We start from the raw sequence: 20,859 nt of genomic DNA on the forward strand, positions 1-20,859 counted from the left end.
AATCACTAGCAAAAAAACTCAACTAGCATTTTCAAAACAACACCCGACAACAACCACCACAAGCGGGCAGCTGATACATCGAATGCTTCACCAAAACAAAATTTCGGCACTGACATTCATCGACACACTGTTGAGTTCTCAAAGAACACGCACACACTCTCGACCCACAGACACACAGTCCGAAGATCTCCAGGGCAACTGTTCCAGCGTATCCCAGCTTGGTCTCGGACACAAGGCCCGACTCTTGGGGGACACAACCTGCCAGGCCACACGTCCAACCTCGTTCCCCAGTCCGTGAAGACCAGGTCGGTGTCCGTCGCTCTGACTCGACAAAAGTTACGCCACCAACCCCACACACGCAAATCGGCAGGTGGATCGCGTCAGCGAGCGCATCTCCGCAGGCCGGGGGCTATGCAAACCTGAGTGCGCGCCAACCGGCGTTCATATCCCCAAGCTGTGACGCCAACCGTATTCACCAGGAAGCGGACACACCGGTTTCACGCGCGACACAACGCCAGGACGTGATCCGGCACGGCGAGGTCCGGTTCCACGTCCTTCGCGCGCACGACACCGCCCATTGTTTCGTGGACTGGAACCACACCCGCCCACACACCGCCGGCCATGATGTCGGCGTCGTCATCGATCGGTCCGCCGGCACGCGCCTTCACAGAAGCTTCGTACAGGGACAGCGCCAGGACGCTGGTCGCTGCAAGCTCTTTCCTCGTATGTCCACGCAGATGCGCGCTTCGACCTGGAACCACCTGATCGACTATCGCGTCCAGGGCACGCGTTCGTTCCTCCGGGTCCTCCACTCGACGCGGTCGCCCGACAACGACAGCACTTCGATAGTTCATCGAGTGATGGAAAGCGGACCGCGCCAGGACCAACCCGTCGACCACCGTCACCGTCACGCATATGTCTTGATCAGGTGCCTCCACCATGCTTCGAGCTGCGACCGAGCCGTGGAGGTACAGAGTGCCCGCCCTGTCCGGCCCGTCCGGATCCACGCCGTACACAGTCGGGAGAACGCGTGGGACGTTCCCCACCAGCACGCCCAGATGGCAGAGGCGAGCCGAGCGGAAAACGTCGAGCAGCGCCGTCCGCTCTGCTTGGGCTCGCTGCCGACCACGGACCACCGTGGTTCGCGGAGTCGGGGACAGGGGTGCTTCGTCAAGGGCCATGGTTATAGAGTGCTCCCACGGTTGGCCCTCTGTCATGGTCCAATGAGGAGGCATTTTGCTAGGCCACTTCTTCCCGCTTTGGACAGGTAGCCCGACATGACCTTGCCGCCCAATTCGCTGTCGATTACGATCGTTCGTGCAGACCGACGCACGCTGCCCGTTCAGGTAGCCGACAGCATTCGCGCAGCCATCGATCGTGGAGAGCTCGAGCCTGATACTCGATTACCCAGTACCAGAGCGCTTTCCGACGAACTGGGCTTGGCCCGAGCAGTAGCGGAGCAGGCATACGAGCAACTCGTCGCCGAAGGATGGCTGGACGCACGCCGCGGATCGGGGACGTACGTACGCGAAGTTCCGCATGCAGTGCGATCACGCCGCACCGTGCACCGGACGCGGCAATCACCTCCCCCGGCGGAACGCATTTCGCTCCGCCCAGGAACACCGTGGACTCCGCCGAGCGCGTCCGATGCATGGAAACGAGCCTGGCGGGATGTGGGCGGATCTCCCCCACCCGGCGACTACCCCGATCCCGCAGGATCCCTCGAGCTGAGAATCCGCATCGCGGACTTACTGGGCCGTGCACGCGGATTGCACACCACTGCAGATTCGATCGTCGTCACAACGGGCAGCATCCATGGCCTGGACCTGGTACTGGGCGCTCTCTCAGCGAGAACTGACATCGAACATGTTGTTGCACTGGAGAATCCGGGATACCGGGCCGCTGCCGCCCTCGCTGTGCACCGGGGGTGGTCGGTTCACGATGTTCCCGTCGACCAGGAGGGCCTCGTTGTCGAAGAACTCGAATCGATACCTCACGAAACCCCAGCGGTCTACGTCACTCCCTCACATCAATACCCGACGGGCGGACTCATGCCCATCGGTCGTCGACGCGCACTGGCGGACTGGGCACGGGTTACCGGATCAACCATCATCGAGGACGACTACGATTCCGAATTCCGTTACGGCATAGCGCCTTTGCCCACAGTTACCGAACTCGTCCCCGACCGCGCGGTCTATCTGGGAACCGTGTCGAAGACGTTGGGGGCAGGCATCCGACTCGGATGGATGGTGGCACCCCCGTCGATGGTCGAGCGCATCACCGAAACACGTCGCGCTATCGGTGACTTCCCATCGGTCCCCATCCAGCAGGCCATGGCCTCGCTACTACGCGACGGCGAATGGGACCGATCCGTCCGGTCTGCACGTCGGATCTACCGGGCACGTGACCGCGTCGTTGCCGCTGCGCTGGCGCGATTCGGCGAACTTCGAGGCGTCGGCGCCGGGCTGCACAGCGTTCTGATACTCGACCACACCGTGGCCCGTGCGGTGGCCTCCGCGTGCGCCGCACGCGGCGTCGATCTCCCGACGCTCGAGCACTCGACCCGATCTCCCACCACGGACGGTGGCGTTGTCATCGGCTACGGATCGGTCGGTGACAACGAATTCGTTTACGCCGTAAAGGTATTGGTGGAAGCGCTGGAAACCGTGCTACCTAGCTGACCCGCTCGATGCTGCCGCCCAGCGCGGTGAGGTTCTCGACGAACCGTGGATAGCCTCGATCGATGTGGAACACGTCGTGCACCTCGGTCGTGCCGTCGGCGACCAACCCCGCGAGTACCAGGCCCGCCCCGGCCCGAATATCGGAGGACCACACCGGCGCGCTCGACAGTTGCGGGACACCGCGGACAACTGCGTGGTGTCCGTCGGTGCGTGCATCGGCACCGAGCCTGATCATTTCCTCGACGAACCGGAAACGCGCCTCGAACACGTTCTCTGTGATCATCGATGTCCCGTCGGCCACGGTCGCAAGCCCGATGGCCATCGGCTGTAAGTCTGTCGGGAACCCCGGATAGGGCAACGTCGCAAAATTGACCGCACGCGGACGTTCGTGTTGAACGACGCGAAAACCGTCCGGCTCGCTGGTCACCTCGGCACCGGCAGATCGCAACTTGTCCAGAACGAGCGAGAGGTGCTTGGGGTTGACACCCCTGACTCGAACATCGCCTCTGGTCATCGCGGCCGCAATGCCCCAGGTGGCTGCGACGATTCGATCTCCGATCACCCGGTGAGTAGTCGGCTTCAGCGCGCTCACACCGCGGATGCTCAGAGTGGATGTACCCGCGCCCCGCACGTCGGCACCCATCTCGTTGAGCATGTTGCACACGTCGACGATGTCCGGCTCACGCGCAGCGTTGTCGATGACGGTTTCCCCGGTGGCCAAAACTGCGGCCATCAGAATGTTCTCGGTAGCACCCACGGACGGGAACGCCAGTCTGATGTTCGCGCCGCGCAATTCGTCGGCTTCCGCCACGACGCACCCGTGTTGGATCTCGCTGCGTGCCCCCAGCAATTGGAGGCCCGACTGATGCATGTCCAGGGGTCGCGAACCGATCGCGTCACCGCCGGGCAATGCGACGACGGCCTTCTTGCACCGCGCAACCAGCGGCCCCAACACACACACCGAGGCGCGGAACTGGCGGACGGCCGCGAAATCGGCATGGTATTTCGGCATGGCCGGAGTGGTTATGTGGACGACCGAACCCTCCAGCTCGACCTCGCAACCGAGTCCGCGGAGAACCTCCGCCATCAGGGGCACATCCAAGATGTCGGGGCAATTGGTGATCGTGCTGGTTCCTTCGGCGAGCAACGCCGCGGCCATGAGCTTGAGAACGCTGTTCTTCGCACCACCGACCGCTACCTCACCCACGAGGCGATTACCACCGTTGACCAAAAAGCGTTCACTCACTCAGATAGCCTAGCCAGCGGTACCGACCGACACCCGCGCGGTACCGTAGCCCGCATGGCCGTCCACCTCACCCGCATCTACACCAGAACCGGCGACGACGGGACCACCGGTCTCAGCGACTTCTCCCGGGTCTCGAAGAACGACGAACGTCTGATTGCATACGCGGACTGCGACGAGACCAATGCGAGCCTCGGAGTGACTTTGGCATTGGGCAACCCGTCCGAATCGGTGCGCACGGTCATCCGGACCATCCAATCCGATCTGTTCGACGCCGGGGCCGACCTCTCGACACCAGTCGTCGAGAATCCGCAGTACGAGCCGTTGCGCATCGATCAGTCCTATATCGACCGCCTCGAACGCTGGTGCGACGAATTCAACGAGGAACTACCCGCTCTGACGTCGTTCATCCTGCCCGGCGGAACCCCGTTGGGTGCGCTGCTTCACGTGTCACGGACAGTGGCGAGGCGTGCCGAACGATCCGCGTGGGCTGCAGTGCATGCGAGCCCGGAGTCGACCAGCGACTTGCCTGCCAAGTATCTCAATCGGCTCTCGGACCTGTTGTTCATTCTGAGCCGGTACGCCAATCCAGAAGGCGACGTTCAGTGGGTCCCCGGTTCGAGCCGTTCCTCGAGCGAGTCGACCGGCGACGCGAGCTGATCAGGCCGCAGGCCGGCGGCGACGCGAACGGCCGGACGGCCGGGACTCGACCCAGGACAGGAAAGCGGTCAACGCACTTCTGTCCAGGGCGATCTCGAATTTCTTACCATCGTCGGACAGTTCCAGCACCGCGATGTCCGGTGTCATGATGTCGAACTCGGTGTCCTGTGGGGCTCGTCTGTCCCCCACATGAATGTCCTGCCTGCCCAGCCGATGATCGGGCCCAGGTCGCAGACTGGACAGCTTGAAGAACACCAGCGTGTTGTCGCCGTACCGAATGATGCCGTGCCGCCAACCGGCACCGCCCTCGGACGGGAGCACACGCATGATCGCTGCCGTGCCGCCACGTCGCAGTACCGCAAGACGATACGCAAAAGCCGCGACGAGCCCCGCGAGCAGCACAACCAGAATGATCAGAGCAATCAATCCGGAGTGCATCGCAGGCCTCGTCGCGGCTTCTCGTGAACCTAGGACCGCTCGACAGCGCGGATACGTCCCTTGGCCACCGCAATGGCCTCCAGGTCGTCGCCGTTCTCTGCCACTACGGCCCGTGCCGATTCGACGTCGATGTCATCGGCGAAATCAGCGGACTCCGCCAGCACGGTGACGGTCTTACCCGTCACCGACAGGAAGCCGCCGTGAACCGCAGCGATGATCTTCTCGCCGTCGGTCGTCGTGATCGACACCGTTCCCGCCTCGACCAACTGGCCGAGGACAGGCTCGTGGCCGGCCATGATGCCGATCTCACCTTCGGTGGTCTGAGCACTCACGATGGTCGCGGTACCCGACCACAGCTTTTGCTCCACAGCGACCAGAGAGACCTCCATGCCGCTCTTCTCGGAAGAAGTCACGTCGGTCTACTTTCCGGCCATCTTCTTCGCGGCTGCCTCGACATCGTCGAGACCGCCACAGCTGTTGAAGGCCTGCTCGGGAAGGTGGTCGTACTCACCCTTGGTGACCTTGTCGAACGCCTCGATAGTGTCGGAAAGCGACACGACCGAGCCGGCCTCACCGGTGAACTTCTCGGCAACGATGAAGTTCTGGCCGAGGAACTTCTGGAGACGGCGTGCGCGGCCGACCAGAACCTTGTCCTCTTCCTGAAGCTCGTCCATACCGAGGATCGCGATGATGTCCTGCAGCTCCTTGTACTTCTGCAGGATGCGCTTGACCTCGTTGGCGACGCGGAAGTGCTCGGCACCGACGATGCCGGGCTCGAGGATGCGAGAGGTCGAGCTCAGCGGGTCCACAGCGGGGTAGATACCCATCTGCGAAATCGGACGCGAGAGCTCGGTCGTCGCATCGAGGTGCGCGAACGTCGTGGCCGGAGCGGGGTCGGTGTAGTCGTCGGCGGGGACGTAGATCGCCTGCAGCGAGGTGATCGAGCGGCCACGGGTCGAGGTGATGCGCTCCTGGAGCTCACCCATCTCGTCCGCCAGCGTGGGCTGGTAACCGACGGCAGACGGCATACGACCGAGAAGGGTCGACACCTCCGAACCTGCCTGCGTGAAGCGGAAGATGTTGTCGATGAACAGCAACACGTCCTGGCCCTGCACATCGCGGAAGTACTCCGCCATGGTCAGTGCCGACAACGCCACGCGCATACGCGTGCCGGGCGGCTCGTCCATCTGTCCGAAGACGAGGGCGGTGTCCTGGAGGACGCCCATCTCTTCCATCTCGAGGTGAAGGTCGGTGCCCTCACGAGTACGCTCGCCGACTCCTGCGAACACCGAGGTGCCCGAGAACTCGCGTGCGATACGGGTGATCATTTCCTGGATCAGCACGGTCTTGCCGACACCGGCACCACCGAACAGACCGATCTTTCCGCCCTTGACGTACGGCGTCAGCAGGTCGATGACCTTGATGCCGGTCTCGAGGATCTCGGTCTTGCCCTCGAGCTGATCGAAGGCTGGTGGCTTGCGGTGGATGCCCCACTGCTCGCCGTCGCGGCCGAGTCCGGGGGTGTCCAGGCAGTCACCGAGGGCGTTGAACACGTGGCCCTTGACGACGTCACCGACGGGAACCGAGATCGGCTTGCCGGAGTCGACGACATCCGTGCCGCGAACCAGACCATCGGTCGGCTGCATCGAGATGGTGCGAACCAAGTTGTCACCGAGGTGCTGTGCGACCTCGAGCGTCAGGGTCTTGGCCACGGTCGGCAGAGTGATCTCTGCGTTGAGGGCGTTGAACAGTGCGGGAATCGAGCCGCGCGGGAACTCGACGTCCACAACGGGGCCGATGACCCGAACGACACGGCCGGACTGTGTGCCCGCTCCGCTCGCGTTCTCTTGGGCTACTGCTGCGGTCATTGCTTAGTCACTTCCTGCGCTGTCAGCGAGCGCGTTGGCGCCGCCGACGATTTCGCTGATTTCCTGGGTGATCTGGGCCTGCCGAGCCTGGTTGGCCTGACGGCTCAAGGTCTCGACCAATTCGTTCGCGTTGTCCGTCGCTGCCTTCATGGCGGTACGACGCGCCGCGGACTCCGACGCTGCTGCATCCAGCAACGACGCGTAGATCCTGGTGCTGATGTACTTGGGCAACAGCGCCGAGAGCAGAGTGCCTGCCTCCGGCTCGAACTCGTACTGTGCCTGCACGTCTGCGGTCGGTGAGTCGGTCAACGCGTCTGCACCCATCTCGAATTCCTCGTCGGTGTACGAGATTTCGAGTGGAGCCATCCGGCGAACTTCGGGCTTCTGCGTGAGCATCGACACGAAGCGGGTGTAGACGATGTGCAACTCGTCCACGCCCTCGACGGTTCCTTCACCGTTGGGAGCGTCGACCTCGGTTCCCGAACCCGCCATGAACAGCTCGACCAGATGCTTGCTCGCCTTCGCCGCATCGGCGTAGCCGGGCTCCTGAGAGAAGCCGGTCCAGGCACCCTTCACGTCCCGCTCGCGGAACGTGTAGTAGCCCAGGCCTTTTGCGCCGAGCACGTAGATGACCGGGTCCTTACCCTCGGAGCGCAGGAGCTGGAACAGCTCTTCCGATTCCTTGAGGACGTTGGAGTTGTAGCCACCGCACATACCGCGGTCGCTGGTCACGACCAGGACTGCGGCACGCTTGGGCTCGGGTCGCTCGTTGAGCAACGGGTGATCGAGCGAGCTCGATGCACTCGCCAATGCGGAGAGCACCTTGGTGATCTCTTCCGCGTACGGCTTCGATGCGGCAACGCGGGCCTGCGCCTTGGTGATTCGCGAAGTTGCGATCAACTCTTGCGCTTTGGTGATCTTCTTCGTCGAGTTGACCGACTTGATACGGGAGCGAAGCTCGAGAATGCTTGCCATCTAGCTGTTCACGCTCCCTTCTGTGCTCGTCATGTCGCCTGTCATCGCCGGCCTACTTGCTGACTGTCTTGCGGGTGACGTTGACCTGCTCCTGGCTGACCTCGTCGGCGTTCAGAGTGTCTGCCTCGGCCTCGTTGACGACGCGGTTGCCGTCCGAGTCCACGAAGCCGGCCTTGAACTTCTCGGTCGCTTCGGTCAGTGCCTTCTGGTTGTCTTCGTCGAGAGCCTTGCCACCGGCAATACTGTCGTAGACGCCGCTGGCGTTGCGGTGCAGATCCTCGAGAAGCTCGGTCTCGAAGCGGCGGACATCGCCGACCGGAACGGAGTCGTACGTGCCCTGGCCTGCGAGCCAGATCGACACGATCTGGTCTTCGACGGCCACCGGTGCGTACTGATCCTGCTTGAGCAGCTCGACCAGACGTGCGCCGCGCTCGAGCTGCGCCTTGGACGCTGCATCGAGGTCGGAAGCGAACGCCGAGAAGGCTTCGAGCTCACGGAACTGAGCGAGCTCGAGGCGAAGGGATCCGGAGACCTTCTTCATGCCCTTGGTCTGCGCGGCACCGCCGACTCGGGAGACCGAGATACCGACGTTGATTGCGGGACGAACACCCTTGTTGAACAGGTCCGACTCCAGGAAGACCTGACCGTCGGTGATGGAGATGACGTTGGTCGGGATGTACGCCGAGACGTCGTTGGCCTTGGTCTCGATGATCGGCAGTGCCGTCAGCGAACCGCCGCCGAGCTCGTCGGACAGCTTCGCCGAACGCTCCAGCAGACGGGAGTGCAAGTAGAAGACGTCACCGGGGTATGCCTCGCGGCCCGGCGGACGACGCAGCAGCAGCGAGATCGCGCGGTAGGCCTCGGCCTGCTTGGTGAGGTCGTCGAACACGATGAGGACGTGCTTGCCCTGGTACATCCAGTGCTGGCCGATGGCCGAGCCGGTGTACGGAGCGAGCCACTTGAAGCCGGCCGAGTCGGACGCGGGCGCGGCGACGATGGTGGTGTATTCGAGTGCGCCCTGCTCTTCGAGTGCAGCCTTGACGCCTGCGATCGTGGAGCCCTTCTGGCCGATGGCGACGTAGATGCAGCGAACCTGCTTCTTGTCGTCGCCGCTCTCCCAGTTGGCCTTCTGGTTCAGGATCGCGTCGATGCAGACCGCGGTCTTGCCGGTCTTGCGGTCGCCGATGATGAGCTGACGCTGGCCGCGGCCGATCGGGGTCATGGCGTCGATAGCCTTGATGCCGGTCTGCAGCGGCTCCTCGACAGGCTGGCGCTCGAGCACCGAGGCAGCCTGAAGTTCGAGGGCGCGGGTCTCGGAAGACTCGATGTCGCCGAGGCCGTCGATGGGCTTGCCCAGGGGATCCACGACGCGGCCGAGGTAGCCGTCGCCCACGGGGACCGACAGCACGTCTCCGGTGCGCTTGACTTCCTGGCCTTCTTCGATGTGCTCGTAGTCACCGAGGATGACCGCACCGATTTCGGTGGCATCCAGGTTCAGTGCCACACCGAGAACTCCGCCGGGGAATTCGAGGAGTTCGTTGGACATCGCCGACGGCAATCCGGACACGTGAGCGATTCCGTCGCTCGTGTCAGTTACCGTGCCGACCTCCTCGCGGGAAGACTCCGGTGAGTAGCTCGCGGTGAAGTTATCGATCGCGCTACGGATCTCGTCGGAGGAGATCGTCAGCTCCGCCATAGTGTTTCCTGCTCTTCCTTCAAATGATCGCGGGGTGAAATGTCTCGAAAGTCGAGACGCTTCTTCTCGTTACTGTGTCCGTGTCGGACTATTTGAGCGTCTTTCGCAATGCAGCGAGGCGGCCTGCCCCGCTACCGTCGATGACCTCGTCGCCGATACGAACGACGAGTCCGCTGAGCAGTTCGGCATCGACCTCGACATGCACCGTGACCTGCTTGCCGTACGTGCGGGTCAGAGTGGCCGTCAACTTCTCGAGCTGACTGTCGCTCAGTGGGGCTGCGCTGCGGACGTGTGCCACCGCGCGGTCGCGCTGCTCGGCGGCCAGATCGGCCAGTCCGTTCAGTACGTCGGCGGGGGCCGCCTTCCGCGGACGCGTCACGGCCTGGACTGCGAGTGCCTCGGTAACCGCGGTGACCTTGCCGTAGAGCAGACGACCGAGCAGCTCACGCTTGGCCTGCGAAGGCTTCGAGCGATCGGACAGGGCCTGCTCGAGCTGCGGATTGGCGGCAATGATCCGTCCGAGCCGGAACAACTCGTCCTCGACCGTGTCCAACTGATCCTGATCGGCTGCGGCGCGAAGCAGCGCTTCGCGTCCCAGCTCGACCAGCGAGTTCAGCAGGTCACGGGCCGTGGACCAGCTTTCGCCGGCGGCGGCCTTGACGATCGTCGCCGTCGCACTCGACACCTGGCCAGAGAAGACCTCTCCGGCCAGATCGCTTCGCCGAGCGCCCTCGACCGACGAATCGGCGAGAGCGGTACGCAACGTGCGCTGCGCGTCGAGAGTTTCGACGACGGCGAACAACTCGGCACCGGTCTGAGCGGCGACGGCTGTTGCCTCGCCATCCGACGCGGAACCCAGAGCTTCGTGGGCAACCGTCCGCGTGCGAGCGAGTGCCTCACGAGAAGTTGCGTACATGGTTCGACTCACTTTCCTGATGCGGAGTCCGCGGTGACGGAATCCAGCTCGTTGAGGAAGCGATCGATCGAACTGGAGCGCTTCGCATCGTCGGACAACTGCTCTCCGATGACCTTCTCAGCGAGTTCGACGGCCGTGCGTCCCAGATCTCCCCGAAGCTCGGTGACGATCTGCTGACGCTGAGCAACGAGCTGATTGTGGCCTGCAGCCACGATCCGGTCGCTTTCTTCCTGCGCCTTTTCCTTCATCTCGGCAAGAATTGCCTGCCCCTGGGTGCGCGCTTCCTCGCGGATCTGCGCAGCCTCGGAACGGGCGTCGGCCAGCTGAGCGTGGTACTGCTCGAGCGCAGCCTTTGCTTCGGCCTGTGCCTCTTCGGCTTTCTTGATGCCGCCTTCGATGAGCTCGGAACGCTCGGAGAGGACAGTCTGGAAACGCGGTACGACGTACTTCCAGAACAGGAAGCCGATGATCACGACACAGACGATCGACCAAACGATGTCGTATGTTGCGGGCAGCAGCGGGTTCTGGGATTCACCTTCCCCGGCTGCGAGCAGCGTTATCGCGTTTGTCATCGCGCTCTCAGAGAATGAAGCCGGCGACGAGGCCGATCAGGGCGAGGGACTCGGTGAATGCAATGCCGAGGAACATGGTCGTACGGAGCTGACCGGCCAGCTCGGGCTGACGAGCAGTGGCTTCCATGTTCTTGGCGACGACGAGGCCGAGGCCGATGCCACCGCCGATCGCTGCGAGGCCGTAGCCGATGGCGCCGTATCCGCTGGCGGTGATTTCCTGCGCCTGGGCCAGAACTTCAAGGCTCATTCGGTTTTCCGTTCCCTTTCTTCGGTCCACATCCGGGTGTCGGAGGTGGCGGTGTAGCTGGTTCGGTCTGTTGGTCGGTCAGTGCTGGTCGGAAAGATCAGTGCGAGTCGGCGTGCAGCGATAGATCGATGTAGATCGCCGTCAGCAGCGCGAAGATGTACGCCTGCAGGAAGATCACGAGCATCTCGAACATCGTGAACAGGAAGCCCATGATCAGCGAGGGTGCCGCGAAGATCTTCAGGCCGGCAGAGGCCTCGAAGAGGAAGAACTGCGTGGCGCTGAAGAACAGCACGAGCATGATGTGACCGGCGAGCATATTGGCCAGCAGACGCACCGTGAGCGTGAACGGGCGAAGCACGAAGTTCGAGATGAACTCGAGCGGAATCAGCAGTACGTGCATGGCCTTCGGAATGCCCGGGATCACGATGGTGCCCTTGACGAACTTGGCTGCGCCGAACTTCTTCACACCGGCATAGATGAACGCGATGTACGCGACTGCGGCCAACACGATCGGCAGACCGATGCGGGCGTTGGCCGAGATGTTCAGGAACGGAATGATCGCGCTGAGATTCACCGCGAAGACCGTGAAGAAGATCGTCATGATGACGGGCAGGAAGCGTCGTCCCTGTTCCTTGCCGAGGACGTCCTCGGCCACGTGGATACGGACGAAGTCGAGAGCGATCTCGGCGACGTTCTGGATTCCGCGCGGAACGATCTTGGGGCTGCGCAGAGCGATCAGCATGAAGACGATCAGCAGAGCCGACATCAGGATGCGGATGAGCATCAGCCGGTCGAGCTCGAACGGAGTTCCCTCGAACAGCACCGCGGGAGGAAAGAAATCGGATAGTGACGGCGGACTGAACTCCGCAGCCAGGTTGGTGACGCTCAGCGGTCTCTCCCGTGTTCGGGCCGCAACCGAGTTACGGCTGCGGTTCGATCGGACAATGACGATCTATCAAGTCGACGAAAATCGGCTCGCAATCGTCAGAGGCTGAGGCCCGGTCTTCATTGGCCAAGCGTCTGTCGGGTGTCGGCGACTCACGTCGACTCGGCAACTCTCAGGGCGAAACCTTACGTTGCCGAAGTCTGTGACTCCGGGCCTACTGTAAGGAAGCTCACGCTGACTGCTACCTGCGGGGGTCCAGTCCGGGGAAAAAGTCTCTTTCGTCCCGGTCCTGCCCACCGCTTGATGCAAACTTTATCAACAGAACTACGACGTTGTGTAGGCGGCCCTCAGCTTAACCGATTACGACAGCCTGTCGTACTACCGGCCGTCGGGGTTGTCGGCGGAGGGAGCACTGTCGACGTAGGCGACCTTCGTCCTGACGACCCCGAACACCTCGGCACCGAGAACGACCACCAGCGCCCCCAGGATGGTCAACCCCAACGAGTAGCGGTTGTAGAAGTCGGCGTCCTTGAGTGCGACCAGCACTATCAGTGCGATCACCATCTTCACCAGCCAACCGCCCAGCAACAACGCTCCGACGGCCGAGGCCGGAAAACGCGTGGTGAGAGCGACCGACAGTGCCGTCGTGATGACGAAACCTCCACCGATCGCCACCCCGATCAGCGATCCCCACAAGCCGGGAGTGCCGGCCGCAGCGACCGAAATGCCGACGCTGACGACGGTGAGCACCACCAAGCCGATCAGTCCGTAACGAACGGCGGCGCGGAGCGGCGCGAATTGGTCGGGCATCGACTGCGGAGTGAAGGTCACAGTTGCCGAGAATACCCACCGCACGTCCGGAAGGACCCCACGGCATCAGCTGCGACGTCGAGCGTTTCGACGTTGCGATCCGCGCGTTCGGTCCACCCGGAGGGTCGGCACGGCGGTGACGACCAGCGCGAATACGAGACCGGCCGCGACCAGTAAAACCACTATCCGGCGATCGAGCAGAGAGGATCCGACCGCCCCGAAAGCGAGAACACCGACCCAGAGGTAGATCACCAACACCACCCGGCGATGCGAATGCCCGATCTGCAGCAACCGGTGGTGCAGGTGCATTTTGTCGGGACTGAAAGGACTTCGCCCGGCCCTCGTACGCCGGATGACGGCGAGCAACAGATCGAGTATCGGAATGAGCATCACGGCACCGACGAGGAGGAGCGGAGAGAGCAGACCCAGCAGATCGCGAGGGCCGTATGCCGTCAACGGAATCCGCCCTGATGCACTCGTCGAGATGGTGGCCAGCGTCAGCCCGATGAGCATCGATCCCGAGTCACCCATGAAGATGCGCGCGGGTTGAAAGTTGTGCGGCAGAAATCCCAGACACGCGCCGGCGAGAGCAGCCGCGATCAAAGCCGGTGGATAGACGCCGACATCGCCGCCCTGCTCCTGCAACAGCCCCACCGAGAAGATGCAGATGGCCACCGACGAGATGAGCCCGAGGCCGGCAGCAAGCCCGTCGAGCCCGTCGACGAAATTCATCGCGTTGACAATGACGACAGTGATCAGAACTGTCACCAATCCGGCTTGCAATTGGTCCAGTACCAACGTGGTTCCGGGCTGTCCTCCCTCGCCGCCCCACGGCTGGTAGAGCACTACCCAACTCACACCCATGATCACGAGGACCCCGGCCGCGGTGACCTGGCCGACGAACTTGGTCAGAGCGTCCAGACCCCAGCGGTCGTCGATGACGCCGACCAGCACGATCACGAAACCGGCCACCAGTGCGGCCGGAATATCGCGGTTGTAGGCCACGTCGAATCCTCGCGCGAGCGCCGGCAGCTGCGATGCGAACAGCAGCGCAGCCAGCATGCCCACGTAGATGCCCACTCCCCCGAGCCTCGGGGTGGCGCGCACGTGTACGTCACGATCGCGGGGGACGGCAACAGCACCGAATTTGATCGCTGCCACTCTGACTCCACCGGTGGCGAAGAACGTGACGACGGCGGCAGTGAAGAAGACCAGCAGCAGCTCGCGGATCGGAACGCCGGCACCGAGGTTCGACTGAGCCAGCACCTCGACGCTCATACGGGACCGACGGGCATATCAGGACGCTCCCGGAACCAGGCTCTCGGCGGTGACACCGAGAACCTCGGCAATCTTCTCGGTGGGAACGGCACCGACCCTCAGAACTCGTGCTCGGTCGCTCGTGAGATCGACGATGGTCGACGCCACCGCATGATCGGCCCGTCCTCCGTCGAGATACACCGCAGCAGACCCACCCAACTGCTCGCGCGCCTCTGTGACCGTGGTGGCGGGCGGGCTTCCCGAGATGTTGGCGCTGGAGACGGCGAGCGGGCCGACCTCACGCAGCAGTTCGAGTGCAACCGGGTGCAGCGGCATCCGCAGCATCACGGTGCCCTGAGCATCCCCCAGATCCCAGGCCAACGATGGTGCTTGCTGCACGACGATGCTCAATGCACCGGGCCAGAACGCACGAATCAGATCTCGGGTACGCGGCCGGACACTCTGGACCAATCCATCGATGGAGTTCCACGAGCCGACGAGCACGGGAACCGGCATATCGCGTCCCCTCCCCTTGGCGCGGAGCAGATCGGTGACGGCGCTGCCGTCGAAGGCATCGGCCGCGATCCCGTACAGGGTGTCCGTGGGCATGACCACGAGTCGGCCGGACTTGAGGGCACCGCGTGCCGCGGTCAATCCCGCAGCGCGCGCGTCGGCTTCACTGCAGTCGTAAACGGTACTCACGGTGCTCATCCTTCCACTTGCGGTGACGGCATGATGCCAGGTGCAGCTCCAGCCGTCAGACCGAGGGAACGTGCGCCCGCGTGGCGACGACGAACCTGGGTCTGCCGGCCAGGTCCGGATGGGCGATGACGTCGGCGAACACCCGTCGCCGAGACAGCAGCGCCGCCACCTCGTCACCGTTGGAGTCGTCGTGCTCGATGGCGACTGCGCCGCCAATTCGAAGCCAGCGGGCGACGTTGCCGATCATCGGCTCGATGACCGATAGTCCATCGACTCCCCCGAACAGAGCCATGTGTGGATCGTGATCGATCACTTCGGGATCGAGTTGTGCCCCTTCCGGGACATAGGGCGGGTTCGCCACGATCATGTCGACCGCGCCGTCGAGCTCGACCAAGACATCGCGTGCCGTGACGTCACCGTGGTGCAGTGTGATCGGGGTGTCGCCCTCGCCGCCGCGCAAGTCTGCATTGCGCCTCGCCCACGCCAACGCCGACGGGTCCAGCTCGACGGCATGCACGACGGCGTCCGGACGAGCGTTCGCGATCGCCAGTGCCAGAGCACCCGAGCCCGTACAGAGGTCCAGGACAACGGGCGGGTGGTGGTCCACATTTTCGAGAAAGGCGAGAGCCCAGGCCAACAGAAGTTCGGTTTCCGGCCGGGGCACGAACACTCCCGGGCCGACTTCCACGTCGATGTTACCCAGCGAGGTTGTACCCGTGATGTATTGCAGTGGAATACGTTTCGCGCGCTGTTCGACGGTTCGAAAGTAGGCCTCGACAAGCTCTGGTTCGACCAGAGGAACCAGACCGAGACGTCCGCGTTCCACACCGACGAGGTGCGCGGCGAGGAGTTCGGCGTCGACACGAGGACTCGGCACACCGGCCGCCTCGAGCGTCGATGTTGCTTCGAGTATGGCTAGGCGTAGCGGCTTTCGGCTCACCTGTTCAGACTGCCACGATCCCCCGACGACTCACTCACACGCGTCCCAGCAACTCCGACTTCTTGGAGAAGAACTCGTCGTCGGTGAGGAATCCCTTCGCGTGCAATCCGGCAAGAGCCTCGATCGCGGCGGTGATCTCGGAGATGTCGACGCCTGACGAATAGCCCTGAGTCGACGGGTTCGAGGACTGTGCCGAGGGGGACGGCTGTGTCGAGGAGGACTGCGGTCCCGCTTGGTTCTGCGCGTTGGTTCCGCTCGACTGTTGGTCGACTCGAGGGAGGCTCCCGGCGGTGAACGTGCCGTACTGGCTGGTGAACTCCAGCGACCCCGGCCCACCGCCCTGCTGCTGCTGCACTCCTCCGATGGAGTGGTCGAGCGTGTCGTACACGGCCAATTCGCCGCCCACGAGTACCGCGAGGCGTCGAGACCCCGGGAACACCGCGTACTGCGACCCGTTCTGGCCGCCGCTCGAACTCGGCGATCCCAGATCCGAGGGCCACCACGAACCGGTTCCGAACGAGTTACCGGCGAAGGAACCACCGGCGGACTCCCGCGGCGGATACACCTGGTGCTGCGACAGCACCGCAGACAGATCACGACACAAACCGTCGACCCGACTCTTGAGTCCGTGATCGAACATGTTGCCCACCATCGTCATTCCGCCGCGCATCCACTGGCCACTGCCGCCGAGCTCGGGAATGTTGAACTGAGCCATGGTGCCGCGGCCGTTGTTCACGGCGTCGAGCATGGTGCGGACCGCGTCGGTCGAGATGCCGTAACGCGACGACAGTTCGGTGACGGCGTTCTCGCCTTCAGGTGTCAAGCGCTGGTTCATTCTGCTGCGCCTCTCGGGGCTTCGAAACGGGATCGAACCTGGATGCAAGGGTAACGCACCGGACCGAGGACCGGCCGATCGAATTCTGTAAAGCCTTGCGCCGCAACTACTCTGCTTGCATGCGAGCGTCGCGGTCGGCCTTGGCCAGCGCGTCGAGCAACGCATCCATGTCACCGTCCAGCAATGCGTCCAGGTTGTGCGCCTTGAACCCGATGCGGTGGTCGGTGATGCGATTCTCGGGGTAGTTGTAGGTCCTGATTCGCTCGGAGCGGTCGACGGTTCGCACCTGGCTGGCCCGGCCGGCCGATGCCTCTTCGTTGGCAGCTTCTTCTGCGGCCGCCTGCAGGCGTGCTGCGAGAACCTGCATCGCGCGTGCCTTGTTCTGCAGCTGCGAACGTTCGTTCTGGCACGTCACCACGATGCCCGTGGGAAGGTGCGTGAGCCGGACAGCGGAGTCGGTGGTGTTGACGCCCTGACCACCCTTGCCGGAGGAACGGTAGACGTCGATGCGCAGATCGGTTTCGTCTATCTGGACTTCTTCGACCTCGTCGGGTTCGGGATACACCAGAATGCCGGCCGCGGACGTATGCACGCGTCCCTGAGATTCGGTGACGGGCACTCGCTGCACTCGGTGCACGCCACCCTCGAACTTCAGTCGCGCCCACACACCGTCGAGCGGGTCCTTGGTCTTGATCGACAACGTCGCGTCCTTGTATCCGCCCAGGTCGGATACGTTCGCGTCCAGGACCTCCACCCGCCAGCCACGGCGTTCGGCGTAGCGCACGTACATCCGCGCGAGATCGGCCGCGAAGAGCGCAGATTCCTCGCCGCCCTCACCCGACTTGACCTCCATCACGATGTCGTCGCCGTCGTGCGGGTCGCGTGGTGCGAGCAGGTCTGTGAGGGTCTGCTCGAGGTGCAGGACCGTTGCTTCGAGCTCGGGGATTTCGGCGGCGAACGAAGAATCGTCGGCGGCCAGTTCGCGCGCGGCTTCGAGATCGTCCTGAGCGGACGTCAGCTTGGTATGAGCGGACATGATCGGTGCCAGCTCGGCAAATCTTTTGCCTGCCCTGCGTGCCGCGGACGGATCATTGTGCAGCGCGGGGTCGGCGAGTTGCTGTTCGAGGCCGGAGTGTTCGGCAAGGATGTCGTCGATGGCCGAAGGCTTGACTGTTCTCGCCATGGGGATGACTCACTCTCGAACGCCGGTGCAACTGGGTGTGGACACAAAAAAACCGACGCCCGCCCTGTGGTTCACAGGACGGGCGTCGGCGAAACAGCTAGCTGTCTGCGTCGGCCTTCTTGCCGGCGCGCTTGCCGTAGCGAGCCTCGAAGCGAGCGACGCGGCCACCGGTGTCGAGAATCTTCTGCTTGCCGGTGTAGAAGGGGTGGCACTGCGAGCAGACCTCGACGCTGATGCGCTCTTTGTCGGTGGTGCTTCGGGTCTCGAAAGTATTGCCGCAACCACAGACGACTGTCGTCAGTGTGTAGTCGGGGTGAATTCCTGCCTTCATGGTGTCCTTACCGTTCTTTGTAATGGTCGCCGGGTCGCCTTCGCCGATCGAAGACGTGAACCGGAACCGGACTCGGCCGTTGATTATGCCAGAGCATGCATACGCCCTGCTAATCGTCGGTACTTCTGTGCCGACAGATGCTTACAACGCGCGCACCTGCCGGCTTGTTCCCCGGGTGAAAGATCCGGGGAACGACCTATCAGTCGTTGTTGCCGCCGGGTGCCGTCTTGGAAACTTCCATCAGGAACTCGAGGTTGTTCTTGCTCTTCTTCAGGCGGTCGACCAGCAGGTCGATGGCCTGATGGGAGTCGAGTCCGGACAACACACGACGCAGCTTGTGCACCACGGCCGCCTCGTCGGGAGCCAACAGCAATTCGTCGTGGCGGGTGCTGGACGGGTTGATATCGACGGCCGGGAACACTCGCCGCTCGGCGATCTTGCGATCGAGTTTGAGCTCGGCGTTGCCGGTGCCCTTGAACTCCTCGAAGATCACGGTATCGCCGGTGGAACCGGTTTCGACCATGGCCGTGGCGATGATCGTCAGCGATCCACCGTGCTCGATGTTTCGAGCCGCACCGAGGAATCGCTTCGGCGGGTAGAGCGCGGTCGAGTCGACACCACCGGACAGAATTCGTCCCGATGCCGGCGAGCTGTTGTTGTACGCACGTCCTAGACGGGTGATCGAGTCGAGCAGAACCACCACGTCCTGTCCGGCTTCGACCAGACGCTTGGCGCGCTCGATCGCCAACTCGGCAACCGCAGTGTGGTCGCCCGGTGGCCGGTCGAAGGTCGAGGCAATGACCTCGCCCTTCACCGAGCGCTGCATGTCCGTCACTTCTTCGGGACGCTCGTCGACGAGGATCACCATCAGATAGCACTCGGGGTTGTTGATGGCGATCGCGTTGGCGATGGCCTGCAGAACGCTCGTCTTACCGGCCTTCGGCGGGCTGACGATCAATGCGCGCTGGCCCTTACCGATGGGCATCACCAGGTCGATGATGCGTGTGGTGAGGATGTTCTGCTGTGTCTCGAGACGCAGCCGCTGATTCGGGTACAGCGGAGTGAGCTTGCCGAACTCCGGACGCTTGCGCGCGGCCTCGACCTCTCCCCCGTTGACGGTATCCAGACGGACCAGCGGGTTGAACTTCTGCCGCTGGCTCGACTGCTCGCCTTCGCGTGCCACCCGCACTGCTCCGGTGACGGCATCGCCACGACGCAGACCGTTCTTACGCACGAGGTTCATCGACACGTAGACGTCGTTCGGTCCGGCCAGGTAGCCCGAGGTGCGGACGAACGCATAGTTGTCGAGAACGTCCAGGATGCCGGCTACCGGCTGGAGGACGTCATCCTCGCGAATCTCGGTGTCGCGCTCGCGTCCGCCGCCGCCGTCGTTGCCCTCGCCGCGGTCGCGTCCACGACGACGCTCACGGAACCGGCGCCCCCGACGACCGCGGCCTTCGCCGTCGTCGTCCTGATTGTTGTCGCGGTTGTCGCGCGGGCCGTTGTTGCGATCCTCGTTGCGGTTGTCGTTACGACCGTCGCCCTGATTGCGATTGCGGCCGTTGCGATCGCCCTGATTGCGGCCACCGTTGTCGCGATTGGAACCGTCGCGATTGGAACCGTCGCGGTTGCCATTGTCGCGATTGGAATTGTCCCGGTTGGAATTGTCCCGGTCACCCTGGTTGCGATCACCCTGGTTGCGATCACCCTGGTTGCGGTCACCCTGGTTGCGATCACCCTGGTTGCGGTCGCCCTGGTTGCGGCTGCCGTTGTCGGTGTCACGCGGTTCGCGCTCGGCACCGTCCTGGCGGTTTCGCTCGCCGCGGCTGCGTCGCGGGCGCTCGGGGGTCGTGTTGTCGTCGCCCTCGCCCTGCGTGTTGCTCGGCGCGATCGTCTCCGAAGGAGTGGTCGCCGCGTTGTCCGATCCGGCAGAACTGTCACCGCCGTCGAGCGGGAGCTGATCGGGGGCACCGGCGCGACGACCCGCTGCCCGACGACCACGGGTACGGCGCCCGGTCTCGGGAGCTGCGTCGCCGGAATCGGATGGGGTGCCGGCCGACTGCGACTCGGGTGCCGCGGCCGCTTCGGCTGCGGGCTGATCTTCGACAACAGCAGCCGTTGCAGCGGATCGACGCGTCCTGGGTGCATCTGACTTGGGTGCGTCGGACTTGGGTGCATCGGACTTGGCTGCTTCGGTCTTGGCCGAGCCCGACTTCGCCGACGAGGCACCCGACTGACGCTCGGAGATCGCAGCGATCAGATCGCCCTTGCGCATACCGGAGATGCTCTTGATGCCGAGTTCGCCAGCGAGGCTGCGTAGCTCGGTGAGAACCATTCCGGACAGGCCGCCGCGTCGACGTGACGTTTCGGGCGCAGAGATGAGTTCCGTATCGGTCACGGAGGTCCTTTCCTTCCCTCGCTCGCTCGATGCGCAGCCGAGGGTTCGTTCCGCAGCTCGGCTTTCTGCCGAACTCGGATATTGCCGTTCATGTTCGACGCACTCCGTCGACGACACCATCGATCCGGAACCGTAGAAGACCACGGGGAGGATCGAGTCAGGAGCGTCACATCACTCGGACGTTGGAATCCCCCGAATACAGCGACCTGAATGCCCTGACG

21 protein-coding genes are annotated in these 20,859 nt (G+C 63.5%); 2 read left to right on the forward strand and 19 right to left on the reverse strand.

The window, feature by feature from the left end; genetic code table 11:
• Positions 1-497: 497 nt before the first annotated feature.
• The gene (locus tag ACIGGF_RS20035) at positions 498-1,181 is read right to left on the reverse strand and encodes a pyridoxamine 5'-phosphate oxidase family protein (protein ID WP_397522913.1); all 684 of its coding nucleotides are present in this window, start codon (positions 1,179-1,181) and stop codon (positions 498-500) included.
• Positions 1,182-1,277: 96 nt separating this feature from the next.
• Here ACIGGF_RS20035 and ACIGGF_RS20040 point away from each other — a divergent pair, with 96 nt between their 5' ends.
• Positions 1,278-2,681, forward strand: a complete 1,404-nt coding sequence (locus ACIGGF_RS20040; RefSeq protein ID WP_397522914.1) for a PLP-dependent aminotransferase family protein — start codon at positions 1,278-1,280, stop codon at positions 2,679-2,681.
• On the opposite strand, the gene murA is transcribed toward ACIGGF_RS20040, so the two are convergent.
• Positions 2,674-3,927: a UDP-N-acetylglucosamine 1-carboxyvinyltransferase gene (murA, locus tag ACIGGF_RS20045; RefSeq protein ID WP_397522915.1), complete on the reverse strand. Its 1,254-nt coding sequence runs from the start codon at positions 3,925-3,927 to the stop codon at positions 2,674-2,676. The genes ACIGGF_RS20040 and murA overlap by 8 nt on opposite strands.
• Positions 3,928-3,981: 54 nt before the next feature.
• On the opposite strand from murA, the gene ACIGGF_RS20050 reads away from it, so the two are divergent.
• Positions 3,982-4,584 (forward strand): cob(I)yrinic acid a,c-diamide adenosyltransferase, encoded by a 603-nt coding sequence (locus ACIGGF_RS20050; RefSeq protein ID WP_397522916.1) that lies wholly within the window; start codon positions 3,982-3,984, stop codon positions 4,582-4,584.
• On the opposite strand, the gene ACIGGF_RS20055 is transcribed toward ACIGGF_RS20050, so the two are convergent.
• From ACIGGF_RS20055 to rho, 17 genes are all read right to left on the reverse strand, one after another.
• Positions 4,585-5,022 carry a DUF2550 domain-containing protein gene (locus ACIGGF_RS20055; protein ID WP_397522917.1) on the reverse strand — a complete coding sequence of 146 codons (438 nt, stop codon included), beginning with the start codon at positions 5,020-5,022 and terminating at the stop codon, positions 4,585-4,587. It abuts the gene before it with no gap.
• A 29-nt stretch (positions 5,023-5,051) separates the two neighbouring features.
• Entirely contained in the window at positions 5,052-5,411 is a 360-nt protein-coding gene (locus ACIGGF_RS20060; protein WP_027497898.1) for a F0F1 ATP synthase subunit epsilon, read from the reverse strand.
• Between the two features lie 30 nt (positions 5,412-5,441).
• Positions 5,442-6,890 carry a F0F1 ATP synthase subunit beta gene (gene atpD / locus ACIGGF_RS20065; protein WP_397522918.1) on the reverse strand — a complete coding sequence of 483 codons (1,449 nt, stop codon included), beginning with the start codon at positions 6,888-6,890 and terminating at the stop codon, positions 5,442-5,444.
• 3 nt (positions 6,891-6,893) lie between these two features.
• The gene (locus tag ACIGGF_RS20070; RefSeq protein WP_032373970.1) at positions 6,894-7,865 is read right to left on the reverse strand and encodes a F0F1 ATP synthase subunit gamma; all 972 of its coding nucleotides are present in this window, start codon (positions 7,863-7,865) and stop codon (positions 6,894-6,896) included.
• Between the two features lie 52 nt (positions 7,866-7,917).
• Positions 7,918-9,561 carry a F0F1 ATP synthase subunit alpha gene (gene atpA, locus ACIGGF_RS20075; RefSeq protein WP_027497901.1) on the reverse strand — a complete coding sequence of 548 codons (1,644 nt, stop codon included), beginning with the start codon at positions 9,559-9,561 and terminating at the stop codon, positions 7,918-7,920.
• 88 nt (positions 9,562-9,649) lie between these two features.
• Positions 9,650-10,477: a F0F1 ATP synthase subunit delta gene (locus ACIGGF_RS20080; protein WP_397522919.1), complete on the reverse strand. Its 828-nt coding sequence runs from the start codon at positions 10,475-10,477 to the stop codon at positions 9,650-9,652.
• Positions 10,478-10,485: 8 nt separating this feature from the next.
• A complete protein-coding gene (locus ACIGGF_RS20085; RefSeq protein WP_397522920.1) occupies positions 10,486-11,049 on the reverse strand; it encodes a F0F1 ATP synthase subunit B in 564 nt (187 codons plus the stop codon).
• Between the two features lie 7 nt (positions 11,050-11,056).
• Positions 11,057-11,296 (reverse strand): ATP synthase F0 subunit C, encoded by a 240-nt coding sequence (locus ACIGGF_RS20090; RefSeq protein ID WP_008715092.1) that lies wholly within the window; start codon positions 11,294-11,296, stop codon positions 11,057-11,059.
• A 97-nt stretch (positions 11,297-11,393) separates the two neighbouring features.
• Entirely contained in the window at positions 11,394-12,119 is a 726-nt protein-coding gene (gene atpB, locus ACIGGF_RS20095; protein ID WP_397522921.1) for a F0F1 ATP synthase subunit A, read from the reverse strand.
• Between the two features lie 441 nt (positions 12,120-12,560).
• Positions 12,561-12,992: a hypothetical protein gene (locus ACIGGF_RS20100; protein ID WP_397522985.1), complete on the reverse strand. Its 432-nt coding sequence runs from the start codon at positions 12,990-12,992 to the stop codon at positions 12,561-12,563.
• A 66-nt stretch (positions 12,993-13,058) separates the two neighbouring features.
• Positions 13,059-14,270 (reverse strand): glycosyltransferase family 4 protein, encoded by a 1,212-nt coding sequence (locus tag ACIGGF_RS20105; protein ID WP_397522922.1) that lies wholly within the window; start codon positions 14,268-14,270, stop codon positions 13,059-13,061.
• 18 nt (positions 14,271-14,288) lie between these two features.
• Positions 14,289-14,951 carry an L-threonylcarbamoyladenylate synthase gene (locus ACIGGF_RS20110; RefSeq protein WP_397522923.1) on the reverse strand — a complete coding sequence of 221 codons (663 nt, stop codon included), beginning with the start codon at positions 14,949-14,951 and terminating at the stop codon, positions 14,289-14,291.
• Positions 14,952-15,006: 55 nt separating this feature from the next.
• Positions 15,007-15,891 (reverse strand): peptide chain release factor N(5)-glutamine methyltransferase, encoded by an 885-nt coding sequence (prmC, locus tag ACIGGF_RS20115; RefSeq protein ID WP_397522924.1) that lies wholly within the window; start codon positions 15,889-15,891, stop codon positions 15,007-15,009.
• 34 nt (positions 15,892-15,925) lie between these two features.
• On the reverse strand, positions 15,926-16,726 hold the full coding sequence (locus ACIGGF_RS20120) for an SHOCT domain-containing protein (RefSeq protein ID WP_397522925.1): 801 nt from the start codon (positions 16,724-16,726) through the stop codon (positions 15,926-15,928).
• A gap of 106 nt (positions 16,727-16,832) precedes the next feature.
• Entirely contained in the window at positions 16,833-17,909 is a 1,077-nt protein-coding gene (prfA, locus tag ACIGGF_RS20125; RefSeq protein ID WP_397522926.1) for a peptide chain release factor 1, read from the reverse strand.
• Between the two features lie 97 nt (positions 17,910-18,006).
• Complete coding sequence (rpmE, locus tag ACIGGF_RS20130; protein ID WP_008715081.1) at positions 18,007-18,240, reverse strand: 50S ribosomal protein L31; 234 nt, start codon at positions 18,238-18,240, stop codon at positions 18,007-18,009.
• A 199-nt stretch (positions 18,241-18,439) separates the two neighbouring features.
• Positions 18,440-20,758 (reverse strand): transcription termination factor Rho, encoded by a 2,319-nt coding sequence (gene rho, locus ACIGGF_RS20135; protein ID WP_397522927.1) that lies wholly within the window; start codon positions 20,756-20,758, stop codon positions 18,440-18,442.
• Between the last annotated feature and the right edge of the window lie 101 nt (positions 20,759-20,859).

The sequence above is a fragment of the Rhodococcus sp. NPDC078407 genome (genome assembly GCF_044542515.1).
Taxonomy (GTDB): Bacteria; Actinomycetota; Actinomycetes; order Mycobacteriales; family Mycobacteriaceae; genus Rhodococcoides.

What these genes read in the sequence shown, in the direction of transcription:
- ACIGGF_RS20035 (WP_397522913.1), bottom strand. Translation starts at nt 1,181, where the DNA reads ATGGCCCTTGACGAAGCACCCCTGTCCCCGACTCCGCGAACCACGGTG.
- atpD (WP_397522918.1), bottom strand. Translation starts at nt 6,890, where the DNA reads ATGACCGCAGCAGTAGCCCAAGAGAACGCGAGCGGAGCGGGCACACAG.
- ACIGGF_RS20070 (WP_032373970.1), bottom strand. Translation starts at nt 7,865, where the DNA reads ATGGCAAGCATTCTCGAGCTTCGCTCCCGTATCAAGTCGGTCAACTCG.
- rpmE (WP_008715081.1), bottom strand. Translation starts at nt 18,240, where the DNA reads ATGAAGGCAGGAATTCACCCCGACTACACACTGACGACAGTCGTCTGT.
- ACIGGF_RS20090 (WP_008715092.1), bottom strand. Translation starts at nt 11,296, where the DNA reads ATGAGCCTTGAAGTTCTGGCCCAGGCGCAGGAAATCACCGCCAGCGGA.
- rho (WP_397522927.1), bottom strand. Translation starts at nt 20,758, where the DNA reads ATGGTGTCGTCGACGGAGTGCGTCGAACATGAACGGCAATATCCGAGT.
- ACIGGF_RS20080 (WP_397522919.1), bottom strand. Translation starts at nt 10,477, where the DNA reads ATGTACGCAACTTCTCGTGAGGCACTCGCTCGCACGCGGACGGTTGCC.
- ACIGGF_RS20055 (WP_397522917.1), bottom strand. Translation starts at nt 5,022, where the DNA reads ATGCACTCCGGATTGATTGCTCTGATCATTCTGGTTGTGCTGCTCGCG.
- ACIGGF_RS20100 (WP_397522985.1), bottom strand. Translation starts at nt 12,992, where the DNA reads ATGCCCGACCAATTCGCGCCGCTCCGCGCCGCCGTTCGTTACGGACTG.
- ACIGGF_RS20105 (WP_397522922.1), bottom strand. Translation starts at nt 14,270, where the DNA reads ATGAGCGTCGAGGTGCTGGCTCAGTCGAACCTCGGTGCCGGCGTTCCG.
- prfA (WP_397522926.1), bottom strand. Translation starts at nt 17,909, where the DNA reads ATGGCGAGAACAGTCAAGCCTTCGGCCATCGACGACATCCTTGCCGAA.
- ACIGGF_RS20060 (WP_027497898.1), bottom strand. Translation starts at nt 5,411, where the DNA reads ATGGAGGTCTCTCTGGTCGCTGTGGAGCAAAAGCTGTGGTCGGGTACC.
- ACIGGF_RS20120 (WP_397522925.1), bottom strand. Translation starts at nt 16,726, where the DNA reads ATGAACCAGCGCTTGACACCTGAAGGCGAGAACGCCGTCACCGAACTG.
- ACIGGF_RS20050 (WP_397522916.1), top strand. Translation starts at nt 3,982, where the DNA reads ATGGCCGTCCACCTCACCCGCATCTACACCAGAACCGGCGACGACGGG.
- ACIGGF_RS20085 (WP_397522920.1), bottom strand. Translation starts at nt 11,049, where the DNA reads ATGACAAACGCGATAACGCTGCTCGCAGCCGGGGAAGGTGAATCCCAG.
- ACIGGF_RS20040 (WP_397522914.1), top strand. Translation starts at nt 1,278, where the DNA reads ATGACCTTGCCGCCCAATTCGCTGTCGATTACGATCGTTCGTGCAGAC.
- atpA (WP_027497901.1), bottom strand. Translation starts at nt 9,561, where the DNA reads ATGGCGGAGCTGACGATCTCCTCCGACGAGATCCGTAGCGCGATCGAT.